The following is a 13,528-nucleotide window of genomic DNA, read 5'->3' as shown; positions in this document are numbered from 1 at the left end:
GACGGACGTCAGGAGAAATTCAGCCATGGGAATCGGCGACAAAATGAGAGGACTTGCAAGCAGCGCTCAAGAAGGGGTTAAATCCAGCACTCTTTCTTTCTTCCACTTCACTTTGCGGTTTATCACAGGGATTCTGTTAGGCCTTGTCTTAGGTTTGATTGGCCAGGAACTCATTGGTTATGGAACATTTGCTCTTATCTTTGTGATGGTGGTCGTCACGGCTGTAATATTAAAACTTCAATCAAGCTGGAGTTTCGGTCAAATTTTGATCTTTGACTTGATATGCGTTCTTGTAGGGATGCTGCTAAGAATGTATATATTAGTGGCTCCTTGAGCGGTCGTTGAAAACGGCTTATCAGGGTCTGTGCAAATTCGATGGCCACTATCCGGTGGCTGCTTGTGGTTCGTTTTAATTCCTAAAAAATAGAATCACCTTTAATTTTTTTGTTTTGTGATTGTTAAGTGAAGGACGTTGACGATGATTGATATTAAACTTCTTGAAAAAAAAGCTGAAAATGGAACTTCTTATTTCGACGAGTATAAGCAGGGGTTGATCAATCGGGGGGCTTCGACGGATGTGCTTGAGCAGATCATGGAGCTTAACAAAAAACGCAAAGAGCTGATTACCCAGGCAGAAACTGCAAAAGCCAATCAAAATAAATTGAGCGGAGAAATTGGTAAACTGAAACGCGAAGGTAAAGACGCATCGGCTATTCTTGCTGAAGTGGATACTTTAAAAACTCAGGTGAAAGAGCTTGAGGCGAAGGCGGCCGAAGCTGATCAACAAGTTTATAATCTGGCTTTAATTATTCCTAATAAACCAAACGCTTCCGTACCGGTGGGTTCTTCTGAAAAGGAAAACAAAGTTTTAAAGACCTGGGGCGAGCCTACGAAGTTTTCTTTCAAGCCGAAAGAGCACTGGGAGTTGGGAGAGTCTTTAAACATCATCGACTTTGAGCGCGCTGGTAAAACTACGGGAACTCGCTTTGCCTTTCTTAAAGGTGCCGCTGCACAAATGGAGCGGGCTTTGATTCAGTTCATGATGGACATGCATTCGACTCGGCATGGTTACACGGAAATGATTCCTCCGTTCATGGTGAACAGTAACAGCTTGTTAGGTACTGGAAACTTTCCGAAGTTTAAAGAAGATGTCTTTCACTTGGAAGGCTCTGACCTTTATCTGATTCCGACGGCAGAAGTGCCTGTGACCAACTATTTTAATAACGAAATCCTGGATGAAAAAGATCTTCCAGCTAGCTTCTGTGCGTATTCTCCTTGTTTCCGTTCTGAAGCCGGCAGTGCCGGTCGTGACACCAAAGGTTTGATTCGTCAGCATCAGTTCGACAAAGTAGAGCTGATGACTTTCTGTCATCCTGACAAGTCCTATGAAGTGCACGAGGCTTTAACCTCTCACGCTGAACAGGTTTTGATGGACTTAGAATTGCCTTTCCGTCGCATGCTTTTGTGTACAGGTGATATGGGTTTTGGATCTGCCAAGACTCATGACCTTGAAGTCTGGTTGCCTGGTCAGAACACTTACCGGGAAATCAGCTCTTGTTCCAACTTCGAAGACTTCCAAGCTCGTCGCGCCAACATTCGTTTCCGTTCTGCTGGAGGTAAACCACAGTTCGTTCACACTTTGAACGGATCTGCCTTAGCTGTGGGCAGAACTTTGGTTGCAATCCTTGAAAACAATCAACGCGAAGATGGTTCGGTCGCGATTCCAAAAGCTCTTCAACCCTACATGGGCGGTCGCCAAGAAATCCGATAAACAGGGATCTGAATCTTTTGCATCATGGCGCGTTAAGACCAACAACTGCTTGAAGTATCTCGTCAAAACCCATAAAACGGTCGACGGAGAGTTGGTAGAGTGGTTGAATACACCAGTCTTGAAAACTGGCAGCCCTTCGCGGGGCTCGAGGGTTCGAATCCCTCACTCTCCGCCATTTTCTTCTTTTAATAGTTTGATTAAAAGAAAATCCCCGTCTGTTTTCTCGTTTTTAGACTAACAAGAACTGATTTTTACAATTAATTTTCACACTCCGGAATGCGTGTAAAGGCTCTCTTTTTGTGTTGATCCGCCATTAGTTGGACAAAAACACGTCCTTCCGAATTGAAGGCAGATAAAAGAGCATAGTTGTTTGGTTGGTCTTTCATCTTTTGAAGAATTTCGACAGCTTGATCAGCCGTGCCGTAATAGCAAATATCAGAGAAGCGGAATGGCTCTTTATAACTTCTGGCGGAAATCGATAGTTGAATGTATTCAAGATTAGCTATCAATGACTCCGTCGAAAGATTAATATTCTCACCTGCGTTTCTGAATAGTTCGTTGAAGCTTTGGAGTTTTTCGTTTTGATTGATCTCTGAATATCTCAACGTATCCATTTTTTTAGGAATGCGATCTTTTCCGAACGCTCTTCGCGTAATTTGTAGTTCCGTTTCGACACTAGCCGTCTTGCGATCTGTGTATTTATTTGAATTTAAATTCGCACAAGAAACTGCAAATAGTGGCAACATTAATAGAAACATTTTTATTTTCATTTTTATCTCCTCTAAACAGGATATCGGAGATATTCATTTTCTGAAAAGGCCTCTGGGTTTCTAGATGTTCGCTAAGAAATTAAGTTCAATCTTTCGCGACCAAGGTCTGGTTTTGTTTGGACCCTCTTTGTGGATAGTTGGAGCTCAATTTGTCTGCAATTGATGGGGTCCAAGGCCGAAGATTTGAGTTCATGCCCCGCGAAAACGTTGAGTTTCATCCTTAAGTCCGACAAACTGGCGACCTAACGGAAGGGCGAAGCATGAGTGCACTCTTAGATATTATTCTACATCTAGATCAACATCTTGTGGAATGGATGGCTTTGTTTGGGCCATGGATCTATGTGATCATGTTTCTGATTATTTTCTGTGAGACAGGTTTGGTGGTGACGCCTTTTCTGCCTGGGGATTCCTTGCTGTTTGCACTGGGTGCTTTGACAACGGTCGAAGGCGGTTTGAACTTATGGATTCTGCTAGTGAGTTTAACTATTGCCGGTATTCTTGGTGATACGGTGAACTATCACATTGGAAAATTTCTGGGGCCGAAGGTGTTCGAATCGAACAGCCGCTTCTTTAAAAAGCAGTATCTTATTCAGACACAGGAATTCTATGCGAAATGGGGAGCTTTCACCATTGTGGCGGCTCGCTTTGCTCCGATCGTTAGAACATTTGCGCCTTTTGTGGCGGGAATCGGTTCTATGCACTACCGCAAGTTTATTTCTTACAATGTAGTCGGTGCGATTGCGTGGGTTTTTATCTTTATTTTGGCGGGTCACTTTTTCGGAAATCTGCCAGTCGTAAAAAGAAACTTCCATATCGTCATTTTCGGCGTGATCGGTGTCTCTTTGATTCCGGTTGTTTGGCCTATGATCAACAGCTATTTAAAAAAGCTTAAAGGCGCAAAAAATTAGGCTGCCTTGGGCTTGCGAAGGCCCTGCATTTTCACAAGGAAGAAATTGGTTTTTAGGAAAACCGGGTCTTGCTCTTCGTAGATTCTTCTAAAGCAATCGCACGGACTCGACAAGAGGAAGACCACTCTATGCGTGCCCCTCGGCCTGCCGTCATATCGTCTTTAAAAATGAATTCTCCCGTTTAACTTCTCGGAACAATTTATGTTCTTAAAATAAGTCTGACCGGCTATTGGGCTAGATTTATAAAGTCTAAAACGAGCCTCTCCCAGAAAGCTTCTCGAAGATTTAAGATATAAATATGAAGTTATTGATATTACTATATTGTTTGGTGCTGTCTTTCTCGGCCTATGCTGAAAACATCAGCCTGAAAATGTATTCTTCCAAAACCAAAAAGTATGAAGAAGTAAAAATTTTTACCCAAGATGGATTAAAAATTTCATCTAACTGTATCAAAAAGGGAAAGCCCGACTGCGAAGCTTTACGGGTGGGACTGGGAAGCGCCAAGGAAAAACCCCAAGGACCGGTTCTGGGAAATCCAGCGGCTCGATACTGCGCGGCTTTCAATGCGGGCAACAGAATCCTTAAAGATGAAAAGAACAATGAATACGACTACTGCGTGTTTTCTGATGGCTCTATGATTGACTCTTGGTCTTTATACTATCGTCATCACAAATGAGGTTTATGTGAAGCTGACTATTGGGATGCTGAGCTTTCTGATTTCATTTCAAGCCTTAGCTGATCAGGGTTTGAACCCTTTCGGACCCGAATATAAACCGGAACCATCGTCAGAAGTTGTTGTTAAGAATATGCCTGTAGTGCGAAGCCAGGACTCTGTCGGTATATGCTATTCCTTTGTGGCAAGTACGCTTATTGACGAAGCGAATTGTACGGCGCGCAAAATTACGGATTGTTCGAAACTTCCTGATGATCAGCGAAGTTCTCCTTTGGATTTGACTAGATTTTCGACGGTGCTTCCCCAAGATGCGGACTACACGGACCGCTTTAACTACGAAGGATTGAATACGGGCGGAGGTAGTCCAGCGTTGACGTTGCAAAACGCGATTGCAAGCGCGGCTGTCGTGAAGGAATCTTGTGCGCCCTTTGATCAATTTGTTTCCAAAATCAACAATCCTGCGGAAGCGCAGAAGCTTGAATTGGCGATGTGGAAGCGTTTTGATGACGCTTACAACGAATACAAAAAGAGGAAAGAAAAGTGCGTCGAGTGTGCTTTAGAATACGCGACAGCAGTAGGGAATGAGTTAAAAGAAAATTATAATTTGAAAGCATCTAATCAAGAAATTCTTGAGGCATTTGCCGAAAAAACTCACGCCAAGTTCTTAGATAAATTGCTCATCCCGGATCAGTGCTGGGACTTTAAGAACCAAACAGCTCTTAAAGGAAGTTGGAGTTTGAAAGTGTTTCCGGAAGAAGAGGGTTCAGGCTACGAAGCTTCTCTTAAAAAAATCAAAGAGGTTTTAGGAACAAAAAAAAGACCCTTGGCGATTGGCTTTTGCACACAAACGCCGTTAAAGGCGAAGTCCCAGGAAAAGTGCGGGACAACTATGAAGGACGGGTCTTTTTCAGGTGAAGGCCACGCAGTTGTCATTAAAGGTTATCGTCGTGTTTGTAATAGCCAGAATAAGTGCTATGACGCTCTCCAAATTCAAAACTCTTGGGGACAGAGTTGGCAAGACAGCACTAATGGTGGATGGGTCGATGCGAAGGAACTTCTAAACAGAACCTTCTATGAAAGGCACAGCCTTTCTTGGCTTGAGCCAACAAAATGATGTCTCCATCGGTTGAAAAGCCTATTAATTTCTTTTGTAAGAATGGAATTACTGCTTTTCAACGTAAATATTTTTAATGTTGTGAAAGATCTCGCCAAGTAAGCCAGGCGATCCGTCTAATCCATTTTTTCCATCTGTTCCGCGCTGTCCGTCAGCACCTTTTTTTGCTGGCGGGCATGGAGAAGGGTTGGCTCCTGGGGCGCCGCCGACGCCTCCAGAGTGCCCTGGAGCACCTTTGCCCCCTTTTCCAGGCAACCCTCTTCGCTGGAAAATATGCGCTGAAAATTCCTTTTGATCGTCAATGAAAATAGAAAGAGTGCCGGTGCTACCGCCATCCTCTCCGTTTAATCCATCGGCTCCAGGTCTTCCTTCTTTCCCGGGCTGTCCATTTTCAGGCAGTTTACTGCAAACTTGAATCTCGTTGTCGCATGGAGGTGCGTCGAGGTTCAATTTGCGAGGACAGGGCTTCGTTACCGACGTAGCCGTTCCGGCAATGCCATCCAATCCGCTCCTCGCGGACTCAACTCCAGTAGCTATTTCTATGTCTTTACCGCTGATTCCATCTTTACCGGAAGCGCCCACCATTGAAATTAGAAGCTGACCTATTCCAACAGTTGCCTGAATCGAAACATTGGAGCCCTGAATTTCGGAGGGTTTCCTTAGAGGCTCACTTGGAAAGCGTGTGATAATGTGTGATGCGAGTAGAGTCTTTGTTCTCGTGTCGTCTTCGACAATCAATTTTTTTGCGTTGATCGAGAGATTGTGCCCCATTGTTAGAATTTGAGAGTCTTTTAAAAAGTAGAATCTGCCGTCGATTGTAATATTAAGGTCTTTCGTCAATCTGACTATGCCACCTACGACGTGATCGATAGGTGCTGGTCTATTCAGTGTAATCGTGGAGTACGGCGCCATTCCAAGACTGTCATATGCAATGAGATTTATCTCGAAAACTTCACCCGATTTAACACTTTCTACATGAGTGTTCTGTGAGTTATTAGAGTTATATATTTCACGAATTTTCCCATTGATCGATACTTGAACCCGCTTAGCCTGCTCTGGCCATTCGATAATCATCTTGTATCCCATTGGCTCAGGCATTTCTTCAAACTTCACAGAAACATTTTGCTCCGTCAGTTTGCCTTCGAAGGCTTGCTTCTCCTGCTCCTTTTGGATGGTCTCAATCACGTCGGTATTGGCCGGGGCAATCGGAGAAGCCTCGCTATCATCCTTTTTAAAAGAACAAGCTTGAATCAATAACGTAGCGATAATTAGTGATAGAAGTCGGAATTTCATAAGATCCCCTCGCCGAAGAGTTATAAATCAAAGTTCGTGTATATTTCTACTGTCAGAATTTTTGACAGGTATTAACTTCACTGGTGAAAAGGAATTTGCCAGCCGCTTTGGGTCAAAATGACTGCGGTAGTCGAAACACGCTTCCACCGTGGAAGTAAAAGCTAACCCAAACATGAATAAGTCTAAAAGTTCAGGGAGTTGACTAATTTCACAACTCCCGACAGTATGGGTTCCCTATGGAAAAGCAATTCATGCTAAGAGCCATTGAGCTCTCTAGAAAAAACATGCAGGCCGGCGCTGGAGGACCCTTCGGAGCGGTGATCGTCAAAGATGGGAAAGTTATTGGGGAGGGCTGGAATAAAGTCACTTCGTCAAACGACCCTACTGCCCACGCCGAAGTCGTTGCCATCCGCAACGCTTGTGAAAGCGCAAAGAACTTCAGCCTTGAAGGCGCAGAAATTTACACAAGTTGCGAACCGTGCCCTATGTGCCTTTCAGCAATCTACTGGGCCCGCATTAGCAAAATCTATTATGCCAACACAAGAAAAGATGCTGCAGACATTAACTTCGATGATGACTTCATTTATGAAGAAATCCCGAAGGCAATTTCAGATCGTAAAGTGCCTATGGAGCAATGCGCTCACCAAGAAGCCTTGGCCGTCTTTAAAGAGTGGCAAATAAAAGCAGATAAAGTGCCGTACTAAAGACGAGGAATAGTTCTTTCAGGACTCCTGCCCTCACCTTAGTTTAGAGACAATAGAGGAATGAAATTATTGAGTTCATTCCTCTTTCTATTTTTGAGCGTTGTTGTCTTTGGTTCATGCACTCACAAAGAAAAACGTCTTCCTCGCGATATTGCGTCTCTGCAGGCTTCTGGAGGGATGGAAGGAATCTGGTTTCTTCAGGGAACATCTTCAACCCGCGGCCCCTATAATGGTGAGCTTGAACTGCGCAAGTCCAACGACGGCACCTTCAATGTCGTGCGAGTCGTGACATACATAAACTATTTCTTTGATGGTCTTCGAGTTCAAGAAGTATGGACTGGAAAAGCAGTCGCTAACGAAAGCTCTTTAACCATTTCCTATGATATTAAGAGAGCGGACTTTATAACAAAATTAGGAAGTTTGAAAAGAGATCCTTCTGAGTTTCGCGGACCTGTGAATGTTCTGTCCCGGTTTGTGACTTCCCCGGCCGGTCTAGCGACGAAATTCAGTGATAAAAAAGAATCAGAATATTCCGAGTGGATAACGACGCGCAGAAGTCTTGAAGCGCGTCCCCTGTGGGTCAACGAACGACGGAATCTGGATGCTAAAGGAAAAAATATTCCTTTGGCCGTTCGAGGAATAATTAAGATTTTCAAGATGGACATCGGTTATGAGAAAGACTCTTTGGTAAGGTCTTATCGGAATCGCCCCGAGTTCAAGGATGAACATCCTTATGTCGTATTTGATCCAACGGATTTTGAATTTTATAGAAACAATAAAGACATTATTCGTGTTACGAACAAAGTCACCGACGACATCAGCATTACCGAGGCGGTCGTAAAGCGAAACGCCTATGCGCCGACATTAACGGATAAAGCCCAAGGTTACGACAAGAATGCCAAGGACTTCCACATAAATGAAGCCGGCATGGTCTCATATGCGGCACTGGATGATCAGGGAAGACTCGTATCCTACGAGGCCGATGGCGATTCTGCTTTGTGGACGGGAATGTATGTGGCGTCGCAGGCGATGCGTTACCTTAACACAAAAGACTCCGAGGCATTGCGAAACGTGCGCAAATCCGTGAAGGGTCTTATGACTTTAATGGAAATTACGGGCGACAACAAAGAGTTTGCCCGTACGCTTGCCTTGTACAACCCTCAGCGCGCCATTCCTGATAAGTGGCATCGCGGAACGGGAAAATTCGCAAATTTAATCTGGCTTGAGGGTGGCAACAACGACATGGTGAAAGGGATCACGCATGGTTTTCTTTGGGCAAGCCTTGTTATTCCCGTCACAGATACCGAAATTTGGACCGAGCTTCGTGAAAAAGCCCGTCGCCTAATCGATCTAAGAATTATGTCAGAAAAGCAGCAGAACAGACCCGCCGCTTTGGGTTTGGCAGCTCTTTTCACTGGAGATTCTTCGTTTAAAGAACGTTATCTAAATTCTTTTAATCATATTAAGGTCAAAGCTGGTTTGAATTTCGATACGACATTTTATTGGCACGGCTCTGCAGACTGGAGCGGAATTAATCTTAGTATGGTCGGCGATGTGACCGATATTATGATTGCGGACCTTCTTAAAGAAGCGCAGCTTCGCGACAAAATGCGCGAACGGCTGATGGACGCCTGGGTCACCTATGAACCGGCTCGCCGTCACTTGTTGACGATCGGAGCCTATGGCTTCGCCTACAAGCACGGCACACGCGGCGGAAACTTCCGCAAAGAAAGCAGTGAGGCTCGGTTCACCGAAGCGTTGAAAGAATCTGCGTGGGGACTGCGTGAAATTCCTTATCCTCGTCCGAACATAGACGTCAGCATTGATCATTCATTACGTCCCGATTGGTGTATGTCACCGATTCCAAGACTTTTTTGGAAGGCCGCTAAAAAACCAGAGCCGCCCGTTTCCTATTTCTATCAGGGTCTTTACAGTTATCCCGCATTTGAGTTAGGCGCTTTTTCCAGTGGGTTTCTTTGGAAGGACTCTGCCTTCGCTTACAGCCAGTCTCACAGTCGCGGTGTAGAGTCGGCCGGCATAGATTATCTGTATGCCTATTGGTTAGCGCGGTATTCAGGAGTGAGGGATGTTGAGTAAAAAAATCGCAGGCGTATTTTTTGTAACGGCGATTTCATTCTCGGCCTGGGCAAAAAAGGAAATTGTGTTTTTTGGCGGCGGCGGAGAACCCGACGGACAGACTACGATTTTTGATTCCACCTATGGAAACTTCGCGCCTTTTAAGCAAGGAAGTGGCTGGACGGCTCGTTCATATTTTGACGGTGGACATCATATCTCTGAAGCCCTGGCTCAAGACATGTTCAAAGGGAAAAATAAACCAATGACCGCCAAGAACATGAATGCTGAAATCGCATCACTTAAACAACGAATTCAAAAAGGCGATCTAAAATCTGGCGATCAACTTTTAATTACAGTCGCCACGCACGGAGTGAAACAAAAGGAAGGTCAGCGCACCCATAGCGTGACGACGACAGATGATGACTTCAATATGGATGAATTGAAAGCTCTGCGCGATTTGGCCGAGGCCAAAGGGGTGCGATTGGGCATTGTTGATATGTCTTGCCACTCGGGCCCTGTGACAGCACTGGGATCTGATAAAACTTGTGTGGTTTCTATGGGCGGCGAAGGTGTCTCGTGGAATATTTCTGGCGATAAGTTTGGCCAGCTTTTAACGAAGGGAAATTCTTTAGAAGATGCCTTTTTGGCCAGCCGAAGAGATCCCCAAGCGGTGGTTTTAGGAACTCCACAAATTTCTAGCGATGCGGGTCGACGCGCGTATAATGCAACAAAGTTTTTAAAGGGAGCCCTGTTAGATGCGGATCAGCTCTACGAGTCTTCACCCAATGAAGTCTCTTGTTATGGCACAGCCTCACTTACGTATTTACGTCTTGTGAATGATCTTATCGAAATTGATAAAACGGGCGGTTTTCAAAGCTACTACAAGCACGCGCGTATTCATCTTGGATTTGAAAAAAGCAAGAATCAGCCAGTCATCGACAATATGAAAGAAGCCTTGGATGACTACAACATCACTCGAGCCAGGTTGGCGACGGCGCACAAGCAGGCCGAAGAGCTCAACAAACCCGAGTGCGTGAATGTACTGAATGCGAGAATGTGCGGAACCAAGGAGCAGTTTATTTCTGGCGTGACTGTTCTTTCGGCAAAGAAAAAGGCACAAGGTCTTAACGCCAAAGAGGCGGCGGAATTGGCATCTTATCAGAATTACATTAACAGTGCCGCATTTAAAAAATGGGAAGCACTTCGCGCAAGTTTTAAAAATGATACGAGTTTGCAGGAAAAGGCGATGAAGGTCGCAAAAGCGGAGCGAGAAGTTTACGATGAGCTTTATAGAATCTACTCTGCAGAAAGCAAAAAAGAGAATCCGTGCAAGGACTTTAAGTTATGAAAAAACACCTGTGGAAAACTCTGTTGATGATGTGGATTTTAAGTCTGCCGGGTCTAGTCCAAGCAGACGAAAAATTTAAATGCGGCGAATACGAATTTAAAGGCGTTATCAAGGAAGTTGAAGGGCGACCCGTACTTAAATTGTATGAAGGCTCCATGAGCGAAACGGTTTTAACGTTGCCTCCGGATTTGGCCGAGATCGCCAGTGTCTATAAAAATACGGCCGTGACTTTGAAGGGAAAGCTTTTTGAGCCCGTTAAAAACTATCGAGGTCAGATAGCTTCGTTGAAAACCGCCGAAGAGATCAAAGAGCTGACGTCGGAAGATAAACCCTATACGGCCCGCTTTATGAGGGATGATATTAAAGAAAGAGTCCCGGACCCCCTCCATCCAGACATGGACTCGGGTTTGAAGCTCGTAAAGGAAGAGGCTTGTAGCGGGAAAGCTGAAAAATCCTCCGCAACCAGAGCCAAAAAGAAGTAAGGCATTGCTAATCCCTATTCATTGAAATAAAAAGGCGCCTATGAAAAAGAAAACCGGCAGAGACGCAAAAGAATTAGCTCATTTCGCTTTAGGTGAAAACCAAACCCAATATCCAGAGACTTATGCTCCCGAGATTTTGGAAGCCTTCGATAATAAAAATCCAGGCAAGATTGCGTGGACCACATTTGTATGCACCGAGTTCACTTCGTTGTGTCCTAAAACCCGTCAGCCCGACTTTGCCAAAATCTTTGTAAACTACATTGCTGATAAGAAGATGGTCGAATCAAAATCCTTGAAGCTTTATCTTTTCAGCTTCCGCAACCATGGTGATTTTCATGAAGATTGCGTGCAGACGATTTGTGACGATCTGGTCGCTTTGATGAAGCCGAAATATATCGAGGTGGTTGGGGAGTTTACTCCACGTGGAGGCATCGCTATTTATCCTTACGCCAGTTACGCGGTTAAGGACAAGTTCTTCCAGGAACTTTATAAGAAGCGATTGAGTGAGTACGCTCCAGGGAAGTACTCCATGGAGCTTTCAAAGCTGTATTAGCGTTTAATAATGAGGCGGCTTTTCATGACCACGAATCTCAAGGCCGCTTTCATCGGTGACAAGCTCCTTCATTTTCTTAGTTAATCCCTGAACCAGCTTTTCTAATTGATCGATGGTTTTTTGCTGTTGATAAAGAACTTGGTTAAGTTCTTCCACGATCATTTCCTGATGAGCCAATTTTGTTTCGATATCGATAAAACGTTGTTCGTCCATGAGTCGGTATATAAACGGAAAGCGGTCCATTATGAAGCGGATTAGCTAATTTGAAATTTCTTTAAAGGGCGTGCCTGCGGCCAGCTCGAAGCTAGTGACTCCCTGAGTATAGCTCTGTATATTGGACTGACAAAGGCGATAAGATGATTAGATTTTTTGAACAACAGCAGATTATTTTTTCGATCGTGAGCGCCATCATTCTATTTCTTTACGGTCTTTCAGCCTTTAGTAACGAACTGAAACAAAAAGCGGGAAATAAGCTTGAATCCACGATTAGAAAACTGACTGCAAACCGCTTTATGTCGTTTTTGGTGGGATTGTTTAGCACGGCGACGATTCAATCCAGCACCGCTGTTTCTATTTTGGCAGTCTCTTTAGTGGACAGTGGAATGCTTTCTTTTCCTGGAGCCGTCGCGGTGATGTTGGGTTCACATATAGGAACGACGCTAACGGCTTGGATGGTTTCTTTTAAACTTACCGGCATAGGCCCCGTGTTTATTGTCTTGGGAAGCTTGCTGGCGGTTCTTCCTTGGCGAGCGAAAATTTTCGGTAAGGCTTTATTCTACTTTGGGTTTATCTTTTTTAGCTTGGACTTGGTCAGCAGCTCTTTGCAACCATTGAGGCAATCGCAATATCTTGCCGACTTTTTGCTTTATACGAATACCCCGCTAAAAGGCATTTTGGCTGGAACTTTGCTGACTGCACTTATGCAATCAAGCACGGTCGTTACGGGTTTGGCCATTATCTTCGTGCAACAGGATTTAATCTCGCCTGAGGCTTCCATTCCCATCGTTCTAGGTGCCAACATTGGTACTACGGTAACAGGTCTCTACGCGACATATGCCATGAATTGGGAAGCAAAAAAGGCGGCGTGGTCCAACACAATTATCAATACTCTTGGTGTTATCTTGTTGTATCCATTTATCGACGTATTCACGAGCGCGGTGATGGCGTTAGCTCCTAATGATCTGCTCGTCGTAGCCATTGCTCATTTGGGATTTAATATCTGTCTGGTCAGTATTTTTCTCACCTTGCTAAGACCCTTCACGGAAGTCATGGATAAGATCTTTAAACAAGCGCAAAAATCAGATTTGAAACTCTAGAAACGATACAGAATAAAAACTATTTTGGCCGGTCTCTTTTTCTTTCGCTTTCCCGCAACGCAAGTTCGACGGCTTCGGCAATACGTTTTTTTCTAGTCTCGGGCTTGGCGACATCGTTGATTTTTCTGACGGCGTAATTCTTTTTGCCGGGCGTGAGGCCGTTGAAATCCTTCAACGCTCCCTCAGCTTTAAGTGCGGCAACCAGGTCTTGGGGAAGATCCACATCGGCTCTATCCAAGACGGTGATCTGAACTTTGACTCGATCTCCTTCATGAAGATCCGCTTGCTTTCGGACTTTTGCGCGCACTCGAATAAAATGTTTTCCTCCGCCCGCAGGAAAAAGACTGACTTGGAATGGCTCGCCGCCGTTTAAAGAAGCCATAACGAGAACAGCTTTTTTGGTTCCCAATGCTTTGGTAATTTTCGAAGGCACGGCGATGGCACAATAGTCCATCCCTTCAGCCCAATTTTCTAACTTCGCTTGAAATGAGAGTTTCGTTCCTGCTGTTGCCATACTGAC

The 13,528-nt window shown here is 44.6% G+C and carries 15 protein-coding genes and 1 tRNA gene; 12 read left to right on the top strand and 4 right to left on the bottom strand.

Translation table 11 applies throughout. The features are described 5' to 3' along the window. Positions 1-25 precede the first annotated feature (25 nt). The 3 genes from OM95_RS08675 (at position 26) to OM95_RS08665 (ending at position 1,946) form a co-directional block, all read left to right on the top strand. Positions 26-334, top strand: coding sequence for a hypothetical protein (locus OM95_RS08675; RefSeq protein WP_041872654.1), 309 nt, complete (start codon positions 26-28; stop codon positions 332-334). Between the two features lie 144 nt (positions 335-478). Beyond that, positions 479-1,771 (top strand): serine--tRNA ligase, encoded by a 1,293-nt coding sequence (serS, locus tag OM95_RS08670; protein ID WP_041872652.1) that lies wholly within the window; start codon positions 479-481, stop codon positions 1,769-1,771. Positions 1,772-1,856: 85 nt separating this feature from the next. Continuing rightward, positions 1,857-1,946: transfer RNA gene (locus OM95_RS08665), tRNA-Ser, on the top strand. An 82-nt stretch (positions 1,947-2,028) separates the two neighbouring features. Here OM95_RS08665 and OM95_RS08660 read toward each other — a convergent pair. Further along, entirely contained in the window at positions 2,029-2,541 is a 513-nt protein-coding gene (locus OM95_RS08660; RefSeq protein ID WP_041872650.1) for a hypothetical protein, read from the bottom strand. A 260-nt stretch (positions 2,542-2,801) separates the two neighbouring features. On the opposite strand from OM95_RS08660, the gene OM95_RS08655 reads away from it, so the two are divergent. The 3 genes from OM95_RS08655 (at position 2,802) to OM95_RS08645 (ending at position 5,236) form a co-directional block, all read left to right on the top strand. Beyond that, positions 2,802-3,449: a DedA family protein gene (locus OM95_RS08655; protein ID WP_041872647.1), complete on the top strand. Its 648-nt coding sequence runs from the start codon at positions 2,802-2,804 to the stop codon at positions 3,447-3,449. A gap of 298 nt (positions 3,450-3,747) precedes the next feature. Beyond that, positions 3,748-4,125 (top strand): DUF333 domain-containing protein, encoded by a 378-nt coding sequence (locus OM95_RS08650; protein ID WP_041872644.1) that lies wholly within the window; start codon positions 3,748-3,750, stop codon positions 4,123-4,125. 7 nt (positions 4,126-4,132) lie between these two features. After that, a complete protein-coding gene (locus OM95_RS08645; RefSeq protein WP_291515909.1) occupies positions 4,133-5,236 on the top strand; it encodes a hypothetical protein in 1,104 nt (367 codons plus the stop codon). Between the two features lie 48 nt (positions 5,237-5,284). Here OM95_RS08645 and OM95_RS08640 read toward each other — a convergent pair whose 3' ends face one another. Next, positions 5,285-6,529, bottom strand: a complete 1,245-nt coding sequence (locus tag OM95_RS08640) for a collagen-like protein (RefSeq protein ID WP_041872638.1) — start codon at positions 6,527-6,529, stop codon at positions 5,285-5,287. Positions 6,530-6,765: 236 nt separating this feature from the next. Between OM95_RS08640 and OM95_RS08635 the strand changes: the two genes are divergently transcribed. Genes OM95_RS08635 through queF form a run of 5 tightly spaced genes read left to right on the top strand, consistent with a single transcriptional unit; the run spans position 6,766 to position 11,692 of the window. Next, positions 6,766-7,233 carry a nucleoside deaminase gene (locus tag OM95_RS08635; protein WP_041872636.1) on the top strand — a complete coding sequence of 156 codons (468 nt, stop codon included), beginning with the start codon at positions 6,766-6,768 and terminating at the stop codon, positions 7,231-7,233. A 60-nt stretch (positions 7,234-7,293) separates the two neighbouring features. After that, on the top strand, positions 7,294-9,330 hold the full coding sequence (locus OM95_RS08630; protein WP_041872633.1) for a hypothetical protein: 2,037 nt from the start codon (positions 7,294-7,296) through the stop codon (positions 9,328-9,330). After that, positions 9,320-10,657, top strand: a complete 1,338-nt coding sequence (locus OM95_RS08625; protein ID WP_041872631.1) for a hypothetical protein — start codon at positions 9,320-9,322, stop codon at positions 10,655-10,657. The genes OM95_RS08630 and OM95_RS08625 overlap by 11 nt, the downstream gene beginning before the upstream one ends. Continuing rightward, positions 10,654-11,139 (top strand): hypothetical protein, encoded by a 486-nt coding sequence (locus OM95_RS08620; protein ID WP_041872629.1) that lies wholly within the window; start codon positions 10,654-10,656, stop codon positions 11,137-11,139. The genes OM95_RS08625 and OM95_RS08620 overlap by 4 nt, the downstream gene beginning before the upstream one ends. 40 nt (positions 11,140-11,179) lie before the next feature. Beyond that, positions 11,180-11,692 (top strand): preQ(1) synthase, encoded by a 513-nt coding sequence (gene queF / locus OM95_RS08615; protein ID WP_041872626.1) that lies wholly within the window; start codon positions 11,180-11,182, stop codon positions 11,690-11,692. Positions 11,693-11,695: 3 nt separating this feature from the next. Here queF and OM95_RS08610 read toward each other — a convergent pair whose 3' ends face one another. Beyond that, positions 11,696-11,905: a SlyX family protein gene (locus OM95_RS08610; protein WP_041872760.1), complete on the bottom strand. Its 210-nt coding sequence runs from the start codon at positions 11,903-11,905 to the stop codon at positions 11,696-11,698. Positions 11,906-12,048: 143 nt separating this feature from the next. On the opposite strand from OM95_RS08610, the gene OM95_RS08605 reads away from it, so the two are divergent. Then, positions 12,049-13,008 carry a Na/Pi symporter gene (locus OM95_RS08605; RefSeq protein ID WP_291515907.1) on the top strand — a complete coding sequence of 320 codons (960 nt, stop codon included), beginning with the start codon at positions 12,049-12,051 and terminating at the stop codon, positions 13,006-13,008. A 19-nt stretch (positions 13,009-13,027) separates the two neighbouring features. On the opposite strand, the gene OM95_RS08600 is transcribed toward OM95_RS08605, so the two are convergent. Next, complete coding sequence (locus OM95_RS08600) at positions 13,028-13,522, bottom strand: YdeI/OmpD-associated family protein (RefSeq protein WP_041872624.1); 495 nt, start codon at positions 13,520-13,522, stop codon at positions 13,028-13,030. Between the last annotated feature and the right edge of the window lie 6 nt (positions 13,523-13,528).

It is taken from the genome of Bdellovibrio sp. ArHS (assembly GCF_000786105.1).
Taxonomy (GTDB): Bacteria; Bdellovibrionota; Bdellovibrionia; order Bdellovibrionales; family Bdellovibrionaceae; genus Bdellovibrio.
This window is presented reverse-complemented; position numbering and strand designations above follow the sequence as displayed.